This is a genomic window from Comamonas antarctica (assembly GCF_013363755.1).
Taxonomy (GTDB): domain Bacteria; phylum Pseudomonadota; class Gammaproteobacteria; order Burkholderiales; family Burkholderiaceae_C; genus Comamonas; species Comamonas antarctica.
The window spans coordinates 116520-132134 of sequence record NZ_CP054842.1 but is presented as its reverse complement, the minus strand read 5'-3'; the positions used below and the strand labels follow the sequence as shown (position 1 = coordinate 132134).

General features: G+C 61.5%; 13 protein-coding genes and 4 pseudogenes. 13 read left to right on the top strand and 4 right to left on the bottom strand.

The annotated features are described in order from the left end of the window. Positions 1-94: 94 nt before the first annotated feature. The 3 genes from HUK68_RS22930 (at position 95) to HUK68_RS22920 (ending at position 2661) form a co-directional block, all read left to right on the top strand. Positions 95-778: a heavy metal response regulator transcription factor gene (locus tag HUK68_RS22930; RefSeq protein ID WP_175506570.1), complete on the top strand. Its 684-nt coding sequence runs from the start codon at positions 95-97 to the stop codon at positions 776-778. Further along, complete coding sequence (locus HUK68_RS22925) at positions 779-2188, top strand: heavy metal sensor histidine kinase (RefSeq protein WP_175506569.1); 1410 nt, start codon at positions 779-781, stop codon at positions 2186-2188. Positions 2189-2313: 125 nt separating this feature from the next. Further along, complete coding sequence (locus HUK68_RS22920) at positions 2314-2661, top strand: DUF4148 domain-containing protein (protein ID WP_175506568.1); 348 nt, start codon at positions 2314-2316, stop codon at positions 2659-2661. 68 nt (positions 2662-2729) lie between these two features. On the opposite strand, the pseudogene HUK68_RS22915 reads toward HUK68_RS22920, so the two are convergent. Then, positions 2730-2843: pseudogene (locus HUK68_RS22915) on the bottom strand (DUF3363 domain-containing protein); the annotation flags it as partial. A 213-nt stretch (positions 2844-3056) separates the two neighbouring features. On the opposite strand from HUK68_RS22915, the gene HUK68_RS22910 reads away from it, so the two are divergent. From HUK68_RS22910 to HUK68_RS22885, 6 genes are all read left to right on the top strand, one after another. After that, the gene (locus HUK68_RS22910; RefSeq protein ID WP_244146432.1) at positions 3057-3449 is read left to right on the top strand and encodes a hypothetical protein; all 393 of its coding nucleotides are present in this window, start codon (positions 3057-3059) and stop codon (positions 3447-3449) included. A 75-nt stretch (positions 3450-3524) separates the two neighbouring features. Then, a complete protein-coding gene (locus HUK68_RS22905; protein ID WP_175506567.1) occupies positions 3525-4757 on the top strand; it encodes a TolC family protein in 1233 nt (410 codons plus the stop codon). Beyond that, on the top strand, positions 4754-6253 hold the full coding sequence (locus tag HUK68_RS22900) for an efflux RND transporter periplasmic adaptor subunit (protein WP_175506566.1): 1500 nt from the start codon (positions 4754-4756) through the stop codon (positions 6251-6253). The genes HUK68_RS22905 and HUK68_RS22900 overlap by 4 nt, the downstream gene beginning before the upstream one ends. Beyond that, on the top strand, positions 6250-9468 hold the full coding sequence (locus tag HUK68_RS22895; RefSeq protein WP_175506565.1) for an efflux RND transporter permease subunit: 3219 nt from the start codon (positions 6250-6252) through the stop codon (positions 9466-9468). Before HUK68_RS22900 ends, HUK68_RS22895 begins: the two co-directional genes overlap by 4 nt. Before the next feature lie 708 nt (positions 9469-10176). Then, positions 10177-10518 (top strand): four-helix bundle copper-binding protein, encoded by a 342-nt coding sequence (locus HUK68_RS22890; RefSeq protein ID WP_175506564.1) that lies wholly within the window; start codon positions 10177-10179, stop codon positions 10516-10518. 27 nt (positions 10519-10545) lie between these two features. Beyond that, the gene (locus HUK68_RS22885; protein ID WP_175506563.1) at positions 10546-10968 is read left to right on the top strand and encodes a DUF305 domain-containing protein; all 423 of its coding nucleotides are present in this window, start codon (positions 10546-10548) and stop codon (positions 10966-10968) included. A 67-nt stretch (positions 10969-11035) separates the two neighbouring features. On the opposite strand, the pseudogene HUK68_RS22880 reads toward HUK68_RS22885, so the two are convergent. Then, positions 11036-11284, bottom strand: a pseudogene (locus HUK68_RS22880) (transposase); the annotation flags it as partial. 101 nt (positions 11285-11385) lie between these two features. Between HUK68_RS22880 and tnpA the strand changes: the two are divergent. The 3 genes and pseudogenes from tnpA to tnpC form a co-directional block, all read left to right on the top strand. Next, positions 11386-11772, top strand: a complete 387-nt coding sequence (gene tnpA, locus HUK68_RS22875) for an IS66-like element accessory protein TnpA (RefSeq protein WP_175506562.1) — start codon at positions 11386-11388, stop codon at positions 11770-11772. Next, the gene (tnpB, locus tag HUK68_RS22870) at positions 11769-12101 is read left to right on the top strand and encodes an IS66 family insertion sequence element accessory protein TnpB (protein WP_175506561.1); all 333 of its coding nucleotides are present in this window, start codon (positions 11769-11771) and stop codon (positions 12099-12101) included. The genes tnpA and tnpB (HUK68_RS22870) overlap by 4 nt, the downstream gene beginning before the upstream one ends. Before the next feature lie 71 nt (positions 12102-12172). Continuing rightward, positions 12173-13465, top strand: a pseudogene (gene tnpC / locus HUK68_RS22865) (IS66 family transposase); the annotation flags it as partial. Here tnpC and HUK68_RS23385 read toward each other — a convergent pair. Then, a complete protein-coding gene (locus HUK68_RS23385; protein ID WP_434082478.1) occupies positions 13464-14687 on the bottom strand; it encodes an IS110 family RNA-guided transposase in 1224 nt (407 codons plus the stop codon). The pseudogene tnpC and the gene HUK68_RS23385 sit on opposite strands and share 2 nt — an antisense overlap. 247 nt (positions 14688-14934) lie before the next feature. Here HUK68_RS23385 and HUK68_RS22860 point away from each other — a divergent pair. Continuing rightward, a pseudogene (locus tag HUK68_RS22860) lies at positions 14935-15174 on the top strand (transposase domain-containing protein); the annotation flags it as partial. 24 nt (positions 15175-15198) lie between these two features. Here the strand turns inward: HUK68_RS22860 and tnpB (HUK68_RS22855) are convergent. Further along, the gene (tnpB, locus tag HUK68_RS22855; protein ID WP_175506560.1) at positions 15199-15501 is read right to left on the bottom strand and encodes an IS66 family insertion sequence element accessory protein TnpB; all 303 of its coding nucleotides are present in this window, start codon (positions 15499-15501) and stop codon (positions 15199-15201) included. Between the last annotated feature and the right edge of the window lie 114 nt (positions 15502-15615).

Below are 15615 nucleotides of genomic sequence, written 5' to 3'. Positions count from 1 at the left end.
TTCAGGTGTTATGAAAATTACATTGTTGTTATCTACATGTCAGAACGCCTCAAACTTGGCAAACTCTGGCCAACGCATTGAACGGAGCCCATACGTGAAAATATTGATCGTCGAAGACGAGCCCAAAACGGGTGAGTATCTGCGCCAGGGGTTGACAGAAGCCGGATACATTTCCGACCTCGTGGCCAACGGCGCGGACGGCCTGCATATGGCCCTGCAGGGCGAATATGACTTGCTGATCCTGGATGTCATGCTGCCTGGCCTGAATGGCTGGCAAGTGCTGCAATCCCTTCGTGACCGGGGGATGGGAATGCCCGTCCTGTTCCTGACTGCCCGTGATCAAGTGGAAGATCGTGTCAAAGGACTGGAACTCGGGGCCGACGACTACCTTGTCAAGCCGTTCTCGTTTGCCGAGTTACTGGCGAGGGTGCGGATCATTCTGCGGCGCGGCCACCCTGGCAACGAGAGCACCGTGCTGCGAGTGGCCGACCTGGAACTGGATTTGCTGCGCCGCCGCGTTTCCAGAAATCACAAGCGTGTGGACCTGACCGCCAAGGAGTTCGGTCTGCTGGAGCTGCTGATGCGCCGTCACGGTGAAGTGCTGCCACGTTCCCTGATCGCATCGCAGGTGTGGGACATGAACTTTGACAGCGACACCAACGTCATCGAAGTGGCGATGCGACGCCTGCGCGTGAAGATTGATGACGGGCAACCAGTCAAGCTCATCCAGACCGTGCGCGGCATGGGCTATGTGCTGGACGTGCCAGAGGAGGAATAGGTGGAGTCGAAATTGCGTTTGGGCAAGCTTTCGCTGACCCGCCGTTTAACCCTTTTTTTTACCGTCGTGGCCGCTTTAGTGGTGCTTGGGTTGGGAGGTCTTTTTCTGGTGGAAATTGAGCAGCATTTCGTCGAAATGGACCGGATGGCTCTGCAGGAAAAGCGGCATTTGATCGAGGAAATTCTTAACAATGCAAACTCAGTGAACGACGCAAGCTTGCGCTTGAGCGAAGCTTTGAACTATCACCATGATCTCTATGTCCTAGTGCAGAACACCCCGGGAGAGACCGTTTTTCAATCTTCAGCATCCAACCTCAATGTGCAAAGCGGCGATGTCCTGAGCACCGAGGAGAAGAGTATTTTCGGGGTTTGGCGTCACCAGGATATCGAGTTCCACACATTGAGCTTTGGAACTGCCCCGGCTTACTCCGCATCAGCGTTGCAGGTTTTGATAGCAGCGGATACAAAACACCATACCCAATTCCTCAATGGGCTGCGCAGCAGTCTGACGTTCTACGTGATCGCAGCCATCATCGTGTGCGGTCTACTATCCTGGCTCGCAGCACGCCAAGGACTGGCACCTCTGCGTGAAATGAAGTCTCGCGCAGCGGTGGTCACAGGCCAGAAGTTATCCGAGCGCATGCCAGTTGAGGCCGTGCCGGTGGAAATGGCCGACCTGGCGCAAGAGCTGAACCGTATGCTGGATCGCCTGCAGGAGGACTTTCGGCGCCTGACCGACTTCTCGTCGGACCTGGCTCATGAGTTGCGGACCCCCATCAGCAATCTGCTGACGCAGACACAGGTGGCGTTGGTGACCAAGCGCGATGCCGCAAAGTATCGCGACATCCTGGCTTCCAATGCCGAGGAATTTCAGCGTTTGGCACGCATGGTGTCGGACATGCTGTTCTTGGCCAAGACCGAGCGCGGCGTGGATCTGCCGCACAAGGAGCGGTTTTCCGCCCGGCAGGACGCGCTGGCGTTGCTGGAGTTTTATGAGGCAGTTGCCGAGGAAAAACGCATCCGGCTCCAGCTGGAAGGTGACGGCGAGGTCGAAGGCGATCGCCTGATGTTCCGCCGTGCGGTGAGCAACCTGCTGTCCAATGCTGCGCGTTACACGCCCGAGGCCGGCGTCATCACCATCCGTATCACCAGCACGGCACAAACCACGACAGTGGCCGTGGAGAACACTGGGGCCGACATTGATGCCAAGATCCTGCCCCGGCTGTTCGACCGCTTCTACCGCGCCGATGCTTCCAGGGCTCATCCGGACTCCGATGGCTCCGGGCTGGGCCTGGCCATCACACGCGCCATCGCACAAGCCCACGGCGGCCGTGTCACGGCGACGTCGGGCCACGGGCTAACCTGCTTCTCCTTGGTGTTTCCTCACCGGGGCTCACTACCATCAAGCTGACAACATTGTCATCGGGCGGTCCAGATTCTGTTGGGTTGCGCTCCCTAAGATGAACACATCACCTCAACGCCCGACCCAGGCATGAGAGATGCAAATTCCATCCACCTTCGTTAGGAGCTTCAATCATGACCCAACAACGCCTCACCTTTTCTTCCATCATCGCAGCCGCAACCGCAGTGGTTGTTCTGGGCCTTCCAGGGATGGCTTCGGCAGCGTACGAGCATCCTGCCAACAATGAAAAGGGAATAATCGTTCACCAGGAACACTTCAAGAGCGAGAAGACGCGACAGCAGGTTATCGCGGAAACCAAGGCTGCTATGCAGCAAGGACGCCTGTCTTATGGCGAGAGCAACTACCCCATGCCTGTGCCTAATGTGGGCCCAGGGAAAACTCGTCAGCAAGTGATCAACGAAATGCTGAACGAGTCACCTGCCGAACGCGACGCGCGTCAGCGTCTCTACTACCCGGGTTGATCGCCCTTAGTCGGGATTGCAGCGGATCATGTTGAATCCCTTATGTGAGATCGCTGGCGGCGGCCTGACTAACCTCGCGACAGCCCAGGCCGCCGTCCAATTTCCCATGACACTCCACCGTCGCGCACTGTCGCGGCAACCTGCTTTCCCAACTGCTGCTCGATCACCGCTTTCCACGGCACTGAATCGCACCGGTGCGATTCAGTTCAAAGCCGGGGAGGTTCACACCGCTTCATCTTCTCAAGAGTTGGGGACCTTTCAAGAACCGGGGTGATCCAGTGTGGCCATTCGGTGCATTGCTTGGAATGCGTTGAAGTGGGCGCTACTGCATCGCATCCGGCAGCGTTACTCATACGGGACGAAGTTCTGGCTGTTTGAAGCGCAGAGTTAAACTCTTGCAACACATCATGCCGCGCAGCAGATCTATTCACCGCCTTTTGACCTTCATGGTCTTGTCGTTGCTGTTCTATCAGCTGGCGTTGGCGAACTATGTTTGCCCCCAGCAGTCCGCTGCGGCAGCAATGGCCGAGATGATGGCGGCTGGCGAGCCATGCGCGGGCATGGACACCGAGCAACCGGTGCTGTGCCATCACTACAGCGTCAACGCACCTCAGTCGGCTGAATGGACCAAGGTGCCCACACCCTCCTTGCCGGCCATCATTCAGATGCTTGTGGTGCCTGCGGTAGTGGACGCAAGCAGCGCGTCCGCATGGACCATGGCCACGGCACTGGAAACCAGACCGCCTCCCGACCCCGTCTTCCTCTCCACGCTCAGACTTCGCGTCTGACCTCTCCGTCGACCAACCGGCGCTGGTGCGGCTCGTCCGCTCGCCAGCCATTGCGCGTTTGTCCTCGGAGTTCCCATGTCCCTCTCTTTTCTGCGTGCGGCCGCTCTGGCCACCGCGTTTGCGCCCTGTGCCGCCATGGCGGTGCCTCTTTCGCTGGAAGAAGCGTTGAACCTGGCCGTTCAGCGCTCCGACGCGTCACGCTCCGCCAATGCCGCCATCCAAAGCGTGACGCAAGCAGCTCGCACCGCCGGGCAACTTCCCGACCCCGCCCTGCGCATCGGCGTTGACAACCTTCCGGTGACAGGGCCCGACCGCCTGCACACGACCCGGGACTCGATGACGATGAAACGCATCGGCATCAGCCAGGAATGGCTGTCACCAGAAAAGCGCGCCGCACGCCAGGCCGCCGCTGACGCGTCCGTTGAGCGCGAAGCGGTCTCGCTGCAAACGGCCGTGGCGGACACGCGGCTGCAGACGGCGCTGGTCTATCTGGACGCATTTTTCGCCGGCGAAGCAGCCAAACTGACGGCCTTGATGGAACACCACGCCCACGAGGAATGGGAAGCCTCGCGTGCCCGCTTGTCGTCGTCTGCCGGTAGCAGCCAGGATGTACTAGCCCTGACTGCGGCACGCGGCGTGGCGGCGGATGAAACGGCTGAAGTCTTGCAGCAGCAAAGTGCGGCCCGGCTCACCTTGCAGCGCTGGGTGGGTGTTCCGGCCGACACACTTACGCCGATGCCCGCGCTGAACCTGCCCACTGAAGCAGCGTACGTGGCAGCCCACCCAACGGTGGAAGCGTTGCGGCGCGATGTCGAAGTCGCAAAAAAAACGGCGGCGGTCGTGGCGACCAACCGCCAGGCCAACTGGACCTGGGAGGTCGCCTATGGGCAGCGCAGCGGCTATGCGGACATGGTGTCGGTCGGCGTCAGCATTCCGCTGCAGCTCGCGCCCGCGCAACGGCAAGACCGCGAGACTGCCGCCCAATGGGCGCTTGTCGACAAGGCCGAGGCCGACCTGGCCGAAGCCACGCGGACCGTAACCGCCGAATACCGCACAGGGGTCAGCGATGCGCGCAGCCTGCAGGAGCGCATCGCGCGTTATCGCCACGCTGTGCTCACGCCGAGCGCCCAACGCACTGCGGCGGCCACAGCGGCCTATCGCTCCAACCAGGCCAGTTTGGTGACGCTGTTCGAAGCGCGGCACGCTGAAGTCCAGGCGCAGCGCAAGCTGCTCGCCCTGCAGCGTGACTGGACCAAGGCCCAAGTCCAACTCACCTACAAACCGCTAGCCCTGGGAGCTGCCCCATGAAATCCACCCACTTCGCAAGCCTTGCCCTCATCGCCGCTGCGGCCGTCGCAGTGGGCTCTTTCTATGCGGGCCGCCAGACCGCGCAGAGACCGGCGGAACCCGCAGCCGCGTCGGACGCCCGAAAGGTCCTCTACTGGCACGACCCCATGGTCCCGGGCCAGCGCTTCGACAAGCCGGGAAAATCCCCCTTCATGGACATGCAGCTGGTGCCGGTCTATGCCGACAGCGACGCCAACATGTCAGGGGTCAACATCAGCGCCGCCGTGCAGCAGAACCTGGGCATCCGCTATGCCACGGTGCGTCGCGTCGACGTGGTGGCCTCGTTCGAAGCGGTCGGCTCGGTGCAGTTCGACGATCGCCTGAGCACTGCCGTGCAAACGCGGGTCGCTGGCTACGTAGAGCACCTGGCGGTGCGCGCGCCAATGGAGCGGGTGCGCAAAGGCCAGGCGCTGGCGACGATTTTCGCGCCCGACTGGCTTGGTCCGCAGAATGAGTGGCTGGCCCTCAAGCGGGCGGGTGTCTCCCCCGAGCTGGTCACCGCAGCCCGCGACCGCATGCGAGCCCTGTCGATTCCTCCTGAGCTGGTGCGCCAAAGCGAAGAGGCTGGCACGGCGCAGGCACGGTTTACACTGAGCGCGCCCATGAGCGGCGTTGTGGCCGAGTTGGGTGTTCGCGAAGGGGTTGCGGTGACGCCCGGCATGACGCTGTTCCGCATCGCCGGATTGGAGAAAGTCTGGGCGGTGGCGGAAGTTCCTGAAGCGCAGGCACTGCGTCTGGCGCGCGGACAAAAGGTCAGGGCGGTGCTGCAGGCCGATGCGGCACAACACTTCAATGGAGCACTGGCAGAAATTCTGCCCGAGGTCAGCACCAGCACGCGGACGTTGAAAGCGCGGTTCGAAGTCGACAACCGCAATGGCCAGCTGGTGCCCGGCATGCTGCTGCGGCTGCAGGTCGCAGGCCCCATGGCGAGCCGGCTGGTGGTGCCGTCCGAGGCCGTGATTCGCACGGGCAAGCGCGCTGTGGTTATTGTGCGCGGAGAGACGGGAGCGTTCGAGCCGCGTGAGGTGTCGCTGGGCGTGGATTCGGAAGACGACGTTGAAATTCTGCAGGGGCTGAGCGAAGGCGAGCAGGTCGTGGCCAGCGGCCAGTTCCTCATCGACTCCGAGGCGAGTTTGCGTTCGGTGCTGGGAGGCATGGGCACATCGGCGCCGGCCCAGCCACCAGCCTCCGTGGCCTCGGCCCCCGCCGCCATCGGCGTAGTTCATACGGGCCGAGGTAAGGTCGAAGACCTGGCACCGGACAGCATCACGATTTCGCACGGTCCCATCGCCTCGCTGAAATGGCCACCGATGACCATGGGGTTCAGCCGAACTGTGCCCCAGGCTTTTGCCGACATTCAGGTGGGCGATACGGTCGAGTTCGCGTTCAAGGAAGGCGGTGCTATGGGCTACGAACTGCTATCGGTGCAAAAGCAGCCGGCGGGTAGCAAGCCATGATCGCCGCGCTGATTCGCTGGTCGCTAGTCAACCGGTTTCTGGTGTTGATGGCGACGGTTCTCTTGATCGTGGCCGGCCTTTGGTCGGCTTCCAAGACCAGCCTGGATGCGCTACCCGACCTGTCTGACGTGCAGGTCATCATCCGCACACCGTTCCCTGGCAAAGCGCCCCAGGTGGTGGAAGACCTGGTGACCTACCCACTGACCACCACGATGCTCAGCGTGCCCGGCGCCAAGACGGTTCGCGGCTATTCGTTCTTCGGTGATTCGTTCGTCTACGTGCTGTTCGACGACAAGACCGACCCTTACTGGGCACGCTCGCGCGTTGTCGAGTACCTCAACCAGGTGCAGAGCAAATTGCCACCAGGCGCTAATGCCGCGCTCGGGCCTGACGCGACCGGTGTCGGCTGGGTCTACGAGTACGCGCTGGTGGACCGTACCAGCAAGCTCGACATCGGGCAGTTGCGCGCCCTGAACGACTGGTTTTTGAAGTTCGAACTCAAAACCGTGCCCGACGTGGCCGAAGTTGCCAGCATCGGTGGCATGGTGCGGCAGTACCAGGTGGTGCTGGATCCGGATCGCATGCGTGCGCTCGGCGTGACCCAGGCCATGGTCGTGGCGGGTTTGCAGAACGCCAACCAGGCGTCGGGCGGCTCGGTGGTGGAGCTGGCCGAGGCCGAGTACATGGTGCGCTCGCGCGGCTTCCTGAAATCGCTGGACGATTTCCGCACGATCCCGCTCGCCGTTTCCGGCGCGACTCCGGTGTTGCTGCGTGACGTGGCCACGGTGCAGATAGGCCCGGAGATGCGCCGCGGCATTGCCGAGCTGGATGGCGAAGGGGAAGTCGTGGGCGGTGTGGTCGTGATGCGCTCGGGCAAGAACGCTCGCAGCACGATAGCGGCCATCAAGGCGAAGTTGGAAACACTCACCCCAAGCCTTCCCGCCGGCGTCGAGGTCGTCACGACCTACGACCGTTCTTTGCTCATCGACCGCGCCGTCGACAACCTGCGCACCAAGCTGCTGGAAGAGTTCCTGGTCGTGGCGCTGGTCTGCGCCATTTTCCTGTTCCATTTGCGCTCGGCGCTGGTGGCCGTGGTTGCTCTTCCCATTGGGGTGTTGACGGCGTTCATCGTGATGCATTGGCAAGGCGTCAATGCCAACATCATGTCGCTCGGTGGCATCGCGATCAGTATCGGGGCCATGGTGGATGGCGCCATCGTAATGGTGGAGAACGTGCACAAGCATCTCGAAGCGTTCGAGGTGCAGCACGGCAGACGTCCGACCACGCAGGAGCGGTGGCAACTGGTCGGGACGGCATCTGTCGAGGTCGGGCCGGCACTGTTTTTCTCGCTACTCATCATCGCGTTATCGTTCGTGCCGGTGTTCTCGCTTGAAGCGCAGGAGGGCCGGCTGTTCTCTCCCCTGGCATTCACCAAGACCTATGCGATGGCGGCCGCAGCCGGGCTGTCGGTGACCCTGGTGCCGGTGCTGATGGGCTACCTCATTCGAGGGCGCATCCCGCACGAAGCCGACAACCCGGTGAACCGCTTCCTGATGGCGGCCTACCGGCCCTTGCTGGAGGCAGTGCTGCGGTTTCCCAAGGCGACTCTGGTGGTGGCCGCCGTGCTGCTGGCGCTCACGGCCATCCCCATGCTGCGCCTGGGCGGAGAGTTCATGCCCGCGCTGGACGAGGGTGACTTGCTGTACATGCCATCGGCTCTGCCAGGCCTTTCCGTCTCCAAGGCTTCCATGCTGCTGCAGCAGACTGACCGGCTCATCAAGACCGTACCCGAAGTCGCCCGCGTTTTCGGCAAGGCCGGGCGTGCCGACACGGCCACGGACCCAGCGCCGCTGGAGATGTTCGAGACCACCATCCAGTTCAAACCACGTGAACAATGGCGCGCAGGCATGACGCCCGACAAGCTGATCGAAGCCTTGGACCGCGCGGTGCAAGTGCCAGGACTGACCAATGTCTGGGTGCCGCCCATCCGCAACCGTATCGACATGCTGGCTACCGGAATCAAGAGCCCGGTCGGCATCAAGGTTGCCGGCGTGGACCTCGCCACTCTCGACCGGCTGAGCACGCAGATAGAAGCCACTGTGAAGAACGTACCAGGGGTCTCGTCCGCACTGGCGGAGCGGCTGACCGGGGGCCGCTACATCGATGTCGATGTAGACCGGCCAGCCGCTGCGCGCTACGGCCTGTCGGTGGCAGACGTGCAAGCCATCGTCTCCACGGCGGTCGGTGGCGACAACGTCGGCGAAATCATCCTGGGGCGTGAGCGTTACCCCATCAACGTCCGCTACCCGCGCGAGATTCGCGACTCGCTGCAGCGCCTGCGAGAACTGCCCTTCGTCACAGACAAAGGCGCCCAACTGTTGCTGCAGGATGTCGCCAAAATCACCATTACCGACGGCCCACCCATGCTGCGCAGTGAAAACGCCCGCCTGTCGGGCTGGATTTACGTCGACGTGCGCGGGCGTGACCTGCGTTCGGTGGTCAACGACATGCAGGCAGCGGTGGTCAGCACGGTGGCAATGCCCGCAGGCTACGCCGTGTCCTGGTCAGGGCAGTTCGAGTACCTAGAGCGGGCGATAGCGAGGCTCAAGCTGGTTATCCCCGTCACCCTGGCACTCATCTTCGTGCTGCTGTACTTGTTGCTCCGGTCGTTCGGCGATGCGGCGCTGGTAATGACGGCCGTGCCGTTCTCGCTGATTGGCGGTTTCTGGCTGGTCTGGGCCATGGGGCATTCCGTTTCGGTGGCCACGGCGGTCGGCTTCATCGCGCTGGCTGGCGTCGCGGCGGAATTCGGCGTGGTGATGCTGGTTTATCTGAAAAACGCTCTTGCAAGGCGCCTTGCGGCTGGCGAGCCCATGAGTGAAGAAACGCTTCTCGCCGCCATCCGTGAAGGCGCGGTGCTGCGCGTGCGGCCGAAGGCGATGACTGTCGCTGTCGTCATGGCTGGCTTGCTGCCTATTCTGTGGGGGAGCGGAACGGGCTCGGAGGTGATGACGCGCATCGCGGCGCCGATGGTGGGCGGTATGGTGACCGCGCCCCTGCTCAGCATGCTGGTAATGCCTGCCGCGTGGTACCTAATGCACCGGTGGCCTAAACCGCACCCCGCAGAAAAACCCCCTGGACCGTTCAAGCCGGCTGCCGCGCAAGACTCCTCAACAAGCGACGTACTTCCCTCAGCCTTGGAAAGAAATCCATGAGATTACTCGCTGCACTTTGGGGCTTGGCACTCACTGCATTTGCCGCGTTTCTACAACTGACATGGAGCAGGTCACTTCGCAAGCGACTAGCGGCGTTTATCGCGAATAGGGCGGGGCCGGGAATACGGGGGCAATATCATTCGGCCTGACATGGGCGATGACGACTTCCTTGTCCATAGCCCGATATGGCTTGGTTCTGCGCGATGGCGGGCCTTCGAGGCAGCACGGCGTCATGTGATGGCGCAGGGTTCTCAACCCGAAGCGCTATCGTCCCAGTGCTGGAATGGGCCAGCGCCGAAGGCATTGCGAACCACAGTGATGCCGTCAACGTTTAAACCAAGTGAACACGGCAGCTTTCAACCGTTGGGGTCGTGTGGCATGTCGGCCTTCTTGAGCTTTGCCAGTTGGGGGATGTGATCAGACGCGAGCTCGACTAGGGCATGCAGATCGCAGCCTTAGGTTTTGTGCCAAGGAATCAAGTCTAGAAGCCATGCCAGACCTAAAGGTGACCTTGCGATTACGGTTCTGAAATCTCTGCGTAATGCTCGACACCTTACCTGTGCAATATGCGCCGTCGAGTGGTCAATCGTCGGTGCTTGCCTACAGTGCATACCGCGTGCAGGCACGGAAGATGGCCTTTCCTCGCAATGCGAAAGCGCAGGATTTTTGTTCTATCAGCACTCCCTCCAACTACCTAAGGAGCTTCATATGGAGCTTAACGAAACACCTAACCAAACCTGTATTCAAGCCTGCATTGCTTGCGCCACGGCCTGCAATCAATGCTTTGCCGCATGTCTCCGGGAAGTTGACGTCAAGATGATGGCGCGTTGCATCGCACTTGATGTGGATTGCGCGGCTATGTGTAGCCTGGCCGTCAACGCGATGGCCCGCAACAGCGAACACGCGCAGGCCATCTGCGCCCTGTGCGCCAAGATCTGCAGGGCGTGCGGCGATGAATGCGCCAAGCATGACGCGCAGCATTGCAAGGCCTGCGCCGAAGCTTGCTACCAATGCGCCGATGAGTGCGCCGCCATGACATCGGCCCATTGAGCGTCCCGTGAACAACAGGAGAACTCCATGAAAAAACCATTCCTGATCCAGAAGCACTCGGTCGCTGCAGCACTTCTTGTGGCCGCGGTTGCTGCACCTTTTGCGCTCCATGCCCAGTCAGGGCCATCCTCAGGTTCCAAGACAGCCGGGATGGATCACTCAGCATCAGATGCAAAGATGAACATGCAGTCCATGATGAAGGAGAACAACGAGAAAATGGCCGCTGTGCCGATGACGGGCAATGCCGATGTGGATTTCGCGCAGATGATGCGCATTCACCACCAAGGCGCAATCGACATGGCCAAGAGCCTATTGCGCGATGGCAAAGATCCGCAAATGCTGAAGATGGCAAAGGACATCATTTCGGCGCAGAAAAAGGAAATCGCTGTGCTAGATGCGTTCCTAGCTCGCAACAGCAAGGCGGCTTCAGGTTCTGCTAAGACCCGTTGACACCATCCCTGCAGTTCTGGGGAGCGCCGTTATGCTGGGCGCTCATTGATCAACCTGGATTCAGCAGCTGGAGCGCCTTCGCAAGCTCGGATGCGGGAACTACTGCCTCGCCTGCGGACACGGTAGACAGGGCGCCCGCCTGGTGCAGCTTGCGCCACTGGAATAGCTGATTCGGGTTCACTTCGTGGCGCCGGGCAACCATGGAAACAGAGTTACCTGGCTCGTAGCTTTCGCGGACCATCTGCAGCTTGTCTTGCAGTGACCAGCGCCGACGCCGCTCTGGCCCGACCACCGCCGATGCACTCTCAGACTTCATGTTGGTCATAAATACAGTCATATGTATGCAGCTGGCGATCCCATCTTGAATGCACCGCTTGAAGCGGGCATCGTGCCCACGATTGGAGGATCGTGGAGACGATGGAAAATTCTTTGAATCAAGACCGCCCACGGCGGCGTGAGTACAGCAAGCAATTCAAGGCAGAGGTGCTGGACCGCTGCGCCCAGCCTGGCGCCAGCGTAGGCGGCGTGGCCCTGGCGCACGGCCTGCACTCGAACATGGTGCACCGCTGGGTCCGTGAACAGCGAGAGCGGCAAGTAGCGACTGCGCCCACGTTCGTGTCGTTGCCGATAGCCACTGCCCCATGCAGTCCAGCGCTCAACGCGTTGCCTGCCCAGTTGCCTGCGCCTGCTGAGGAGGCACCTCTACGGGAGGTTCATCTGCAGATCCAGCGCGGCGAATTGCTGGTGCGCTTGCAATGCCCGCTGTCGCAATGCGGGGCATTCCTTCGCGAGCTCTTGCGATGATCCGCATCGATGCCGCCTGGCTGGCCACGGCCCCGCTGGACATGCGCGCTGGCACCGATACTGCGCTGGCCCGCGTGGTCGCCGTGTTCGGTGCTGCTCACCCCCACCATGCCTATCTGTTCGCCAACAAGCGCGCCAACCGCATGAAAGTGCTGGTGCACGACGGTATTGGCATCTGGCTGGCGGCCCGGCGCCTGCACCAGGGTAAGTTCGTCTGGCCTGCGCCCGTCGATGGCCATTGGCAGCTGGAGCGCACCCAGCTCGATGCCCTGGTACTGGGCCTGCCGTGGCAACGTATGGGAGACGCTGGCATCATCACCGTGGTCTGAAGCCGGCGTGCAATCCGTGGATCTGCGCATGACAGCGCTGGGCCTTCCTTGGCACACTGCCTGCCATGTTGATGCGGCCGCAATCCCTGGATGATCTGAGCGCCGAGCAGTTGCGCGCGATGACCACGCGCCTGCTCACCGAGCTGCGCCACAGCCAGGCACTCAACGCCAAACTCACCCATGAGAACGCGCTGCTCAAGCGCATGAAGTTCGCCGCCCAGTCCGAGCGCTTCAACGCCGAGCAGCGCAGCCTGCTCGAAGACGAGATCGAGGCCGACCTGGCGGCCGTCGCCATCGAGATCGAGCAACTCCAGCCGCCAGCGGCTGCCCCCGAGGTCAAACAGCAGCCCAAACGCCAGCCGCTGCCAGTCCACCTGCCGCGCCGCGAGATCCGCCATGAACCCGAGTCGACCACCTGCGCCTGTGGCTGTGCGATGAAGCGCATCGGCGAAGACGTCGCAGAGAAACTCGACTATGTGCCCGGGGTGTTCACGGTGGAGCGTCACATCCGCGGCAAGTGGGCCTGCACGAAGTGCGAAACCATCACCCAGACGCCAGTCGAAGCGCACGTGATCGACAAAGGCATCCCGACCGCCGGCCTGCTGGCCCAGGTACTGGTGGCCAAGTACGCTGATCACCTGCCCCTGTACCGCCAGGAAACTATCTTTGCTCGTGCCGGCCTGGCCATCCCCCGCTCGACTCTGGCGCAGTGGGTGGGCACCTGCGGGGTGCGGCTACAGCCGCTGGTCGATGCGCTCAAGGCCGAGATACTCAGCCACCGCGTGCTGCACGCCGACGAGACTCCGGTGCAGATGCTCAAACCCGGCAAGGGAACGACGCACCGCGCTTACCTGTGGGCCTACGCCCCAGGCGCCTTCGAAGACATCAAGGCCGTGGTGTACGACTTCTGCGAGTCCAGGGCCGGCGAGCACGCCCGCAACTTCCTGGGCGACTGGAAAGGGGCGCTGACCTGCGACGACTTCGCTGGCTACAAGGCCCTGATCGCCAGTGGCGTGACCGAGGTCGGCTGCCTGGCGCATGCGCGGCGCAAATTCTTTGACCTGCATGCGGCCCACAAAAGCCAGATCGCCGGGTTCGCGCTGGAGCAGTTCGCCAAGGTTTACGACATCGAGCGCGAGGTCAAGGAGCTCAATGCCGATCAGCGCCAGACGATTCGCCAACAGCACAGCAAGCCGGTGCTCGATGCGCTGCACGAGTGGATGACATTGCAGCGGCAGAAGCTGCCGGACAGCTCGGCGACGGCCAGGGCACTGGATTACAGCCTCAGGCGCTGGACAGCGCTGACGCGCTTCGTCGATGACGGGCAACTGCCCGTGGATACGGATGTATTTGACAAGCAAATCAATGATGTCCTCGCTGAGGAGTCGACTTTGGTGGTTTCTCTTTCCAATGTGCGACGAAGTATTTGTACTCTTGCTCGACACCAAGAATCCAGGCTCGTTCTTGGTCGCGCACGGCCTTTAGACTGTAGTCGCGTGCTGGACCGGGTTTCTTGCCGCCGCGGCGGGACTCGTGCCCTGCTGTCAGCTCAAGCGCTCGGATCTTGAATTGCAGCAATGCAGGTCTCGCCCATTCATAGTCCTGCCCTTTGGAGAGCATGTGCCAGATAAGCACCGCCAATTTTCGGGCGGTCGCAACAGCCGCCACCTGCCGTCCACGTTTGGCGCCGATGCGGTGAAAGAACGCGCTGAGTGGTCCTGGACTTGCTGCCAGAGTCCACGCTGCTTCAACAAGCATCCCCCGGGCATGGCCACGTCCTTGATGGGTGATGTGTCCATGGAATGCCGGATGGTCTCCCGATTGATGAACTGAAGGATTGAGTCCCAGGTAGCTCACCAGCTTTTGGGGACTGGAAAATCGTGTGATATCACCGACTGCAGCCAAGACACTTGTCGCCACCACCGCGTTCACACCATTGATGGTCATAAGGCGCCGGACGTTGGGGTCATCCAGTGCTTTCTTCGCAAGTGCTCGATCTGCCAAGGCCAACTCGCCACCGAGCCGTTGCAGTTCGTCATGATGCCGCAAGGCCGTCCGCATTTGATCGGGAGGGATCGGTAGCGACATCAATCGATCTCGGCCCTTGGCCCCGTATACCCGTCCGGTCTCTCGAGGGAGCAGATTTGCGTGAAGAATCGACTGGATGCGGTTCTTCAGCCGTGTCATCTGGGAAACCAATTGCGTTCGTTCTGCAACCAATCTGCGCTGTAGCTCGACCTCCTCGGTCGGCATCCAAACCTCGGGCAGGAAGCGAGCAGCATGCAGGCGAGCGAGAGTGGCTGCATCGATTTTGTCTGTCTTGACCTTGGCCCAGGCGATTGCACGAACTTGCAGCGGGTTTGCGATCACGACCCGATGCACGAAGGGCTGCAGCAAACGAACGACGGTTGCAGTATTTCCAGTTGCTTCCAGGACGACGTCATCATCCTTGTTGAGCGCCTTTTGGGCGAATGCGAGTACGGCATCGCGATCCATGAGAAATCGACCATGGTCCTTGACCACGCCGTCCTCGAGGATTGCAACCTGGGCAAAAGTGCGATGAATATCGAGTCCGATTATCTTCATGACACACCTCCATCATTGAGAACACGACGGAAGCTCACGGGCAACACGACAACTACGGATTCGCGCTCGCAGCGCAACCGGGCGAGTCGAAGGGGCGGCCAGTTAACAACCCGAGCTCGCGGCTCATTGTCTATCTTCGGCCTGCCCGCTATGACATGCTTCCGACGCCCCTATCCCGGTGCGAACACGATATACCTTGATGGCAAAACGTGCGCGCCGGAGGGTGCGCACGAATAGCATGCCTGGTAACAACTGGATCGAGAACCAGATCCGGCCGGTTGCCATTGGCAGAGCCAACTGGTTATTCGCCGGCAGCCTGCGCGCGGGCCAGCGGGCGGCGGCGGTAATGAGCCTGGTTCAGTCGGCCCGTATGAACGGGCATGACCCCTATGCCTACCTCAAGGATGTGCTCACGCGGCTGCCCACGCACAGGGCCAGGCGGGTGGAAGAATTGCTGCCGCATCGTTGGCAAGGTGCCCAGCCGTAACTGACGTTGGTGGTCAAGACGGGATCACCGCGTGCTTACGGTCCAACACCTGAGGGGATCAAGCTGAGCAGACTCCAGCGGCCTTTGTTCATTGCCAGGTGTCGGCCAAACGAACTTGCCTTGATGCAGACGCCGAGCGGCCAACCACATGCCTATGCCGTCGTGCATCAGCACCTGGATCTGGTTGGCGCGCTTGTTCACGAACAGATAGGCAGGGTGAGGATGGGCGGAACCGAACATGGTGAGCACCCGGCCCAGGGCTGTGTCGATGCCGGTAGGCATGTCCGGCGGGGCTGTGGCCCGCCAGGCGACGTCGATGCGGATCATCGCAGCTCGTGCAGGAGCGCCCCGCATTGCGGCAAAGGGCACTGCAGGCGTACCAGCCAGTCGCCGCGTTGAATCTGCAGGTCAATCTCGGGCCGGAATTGTTCGCCTGCAGAT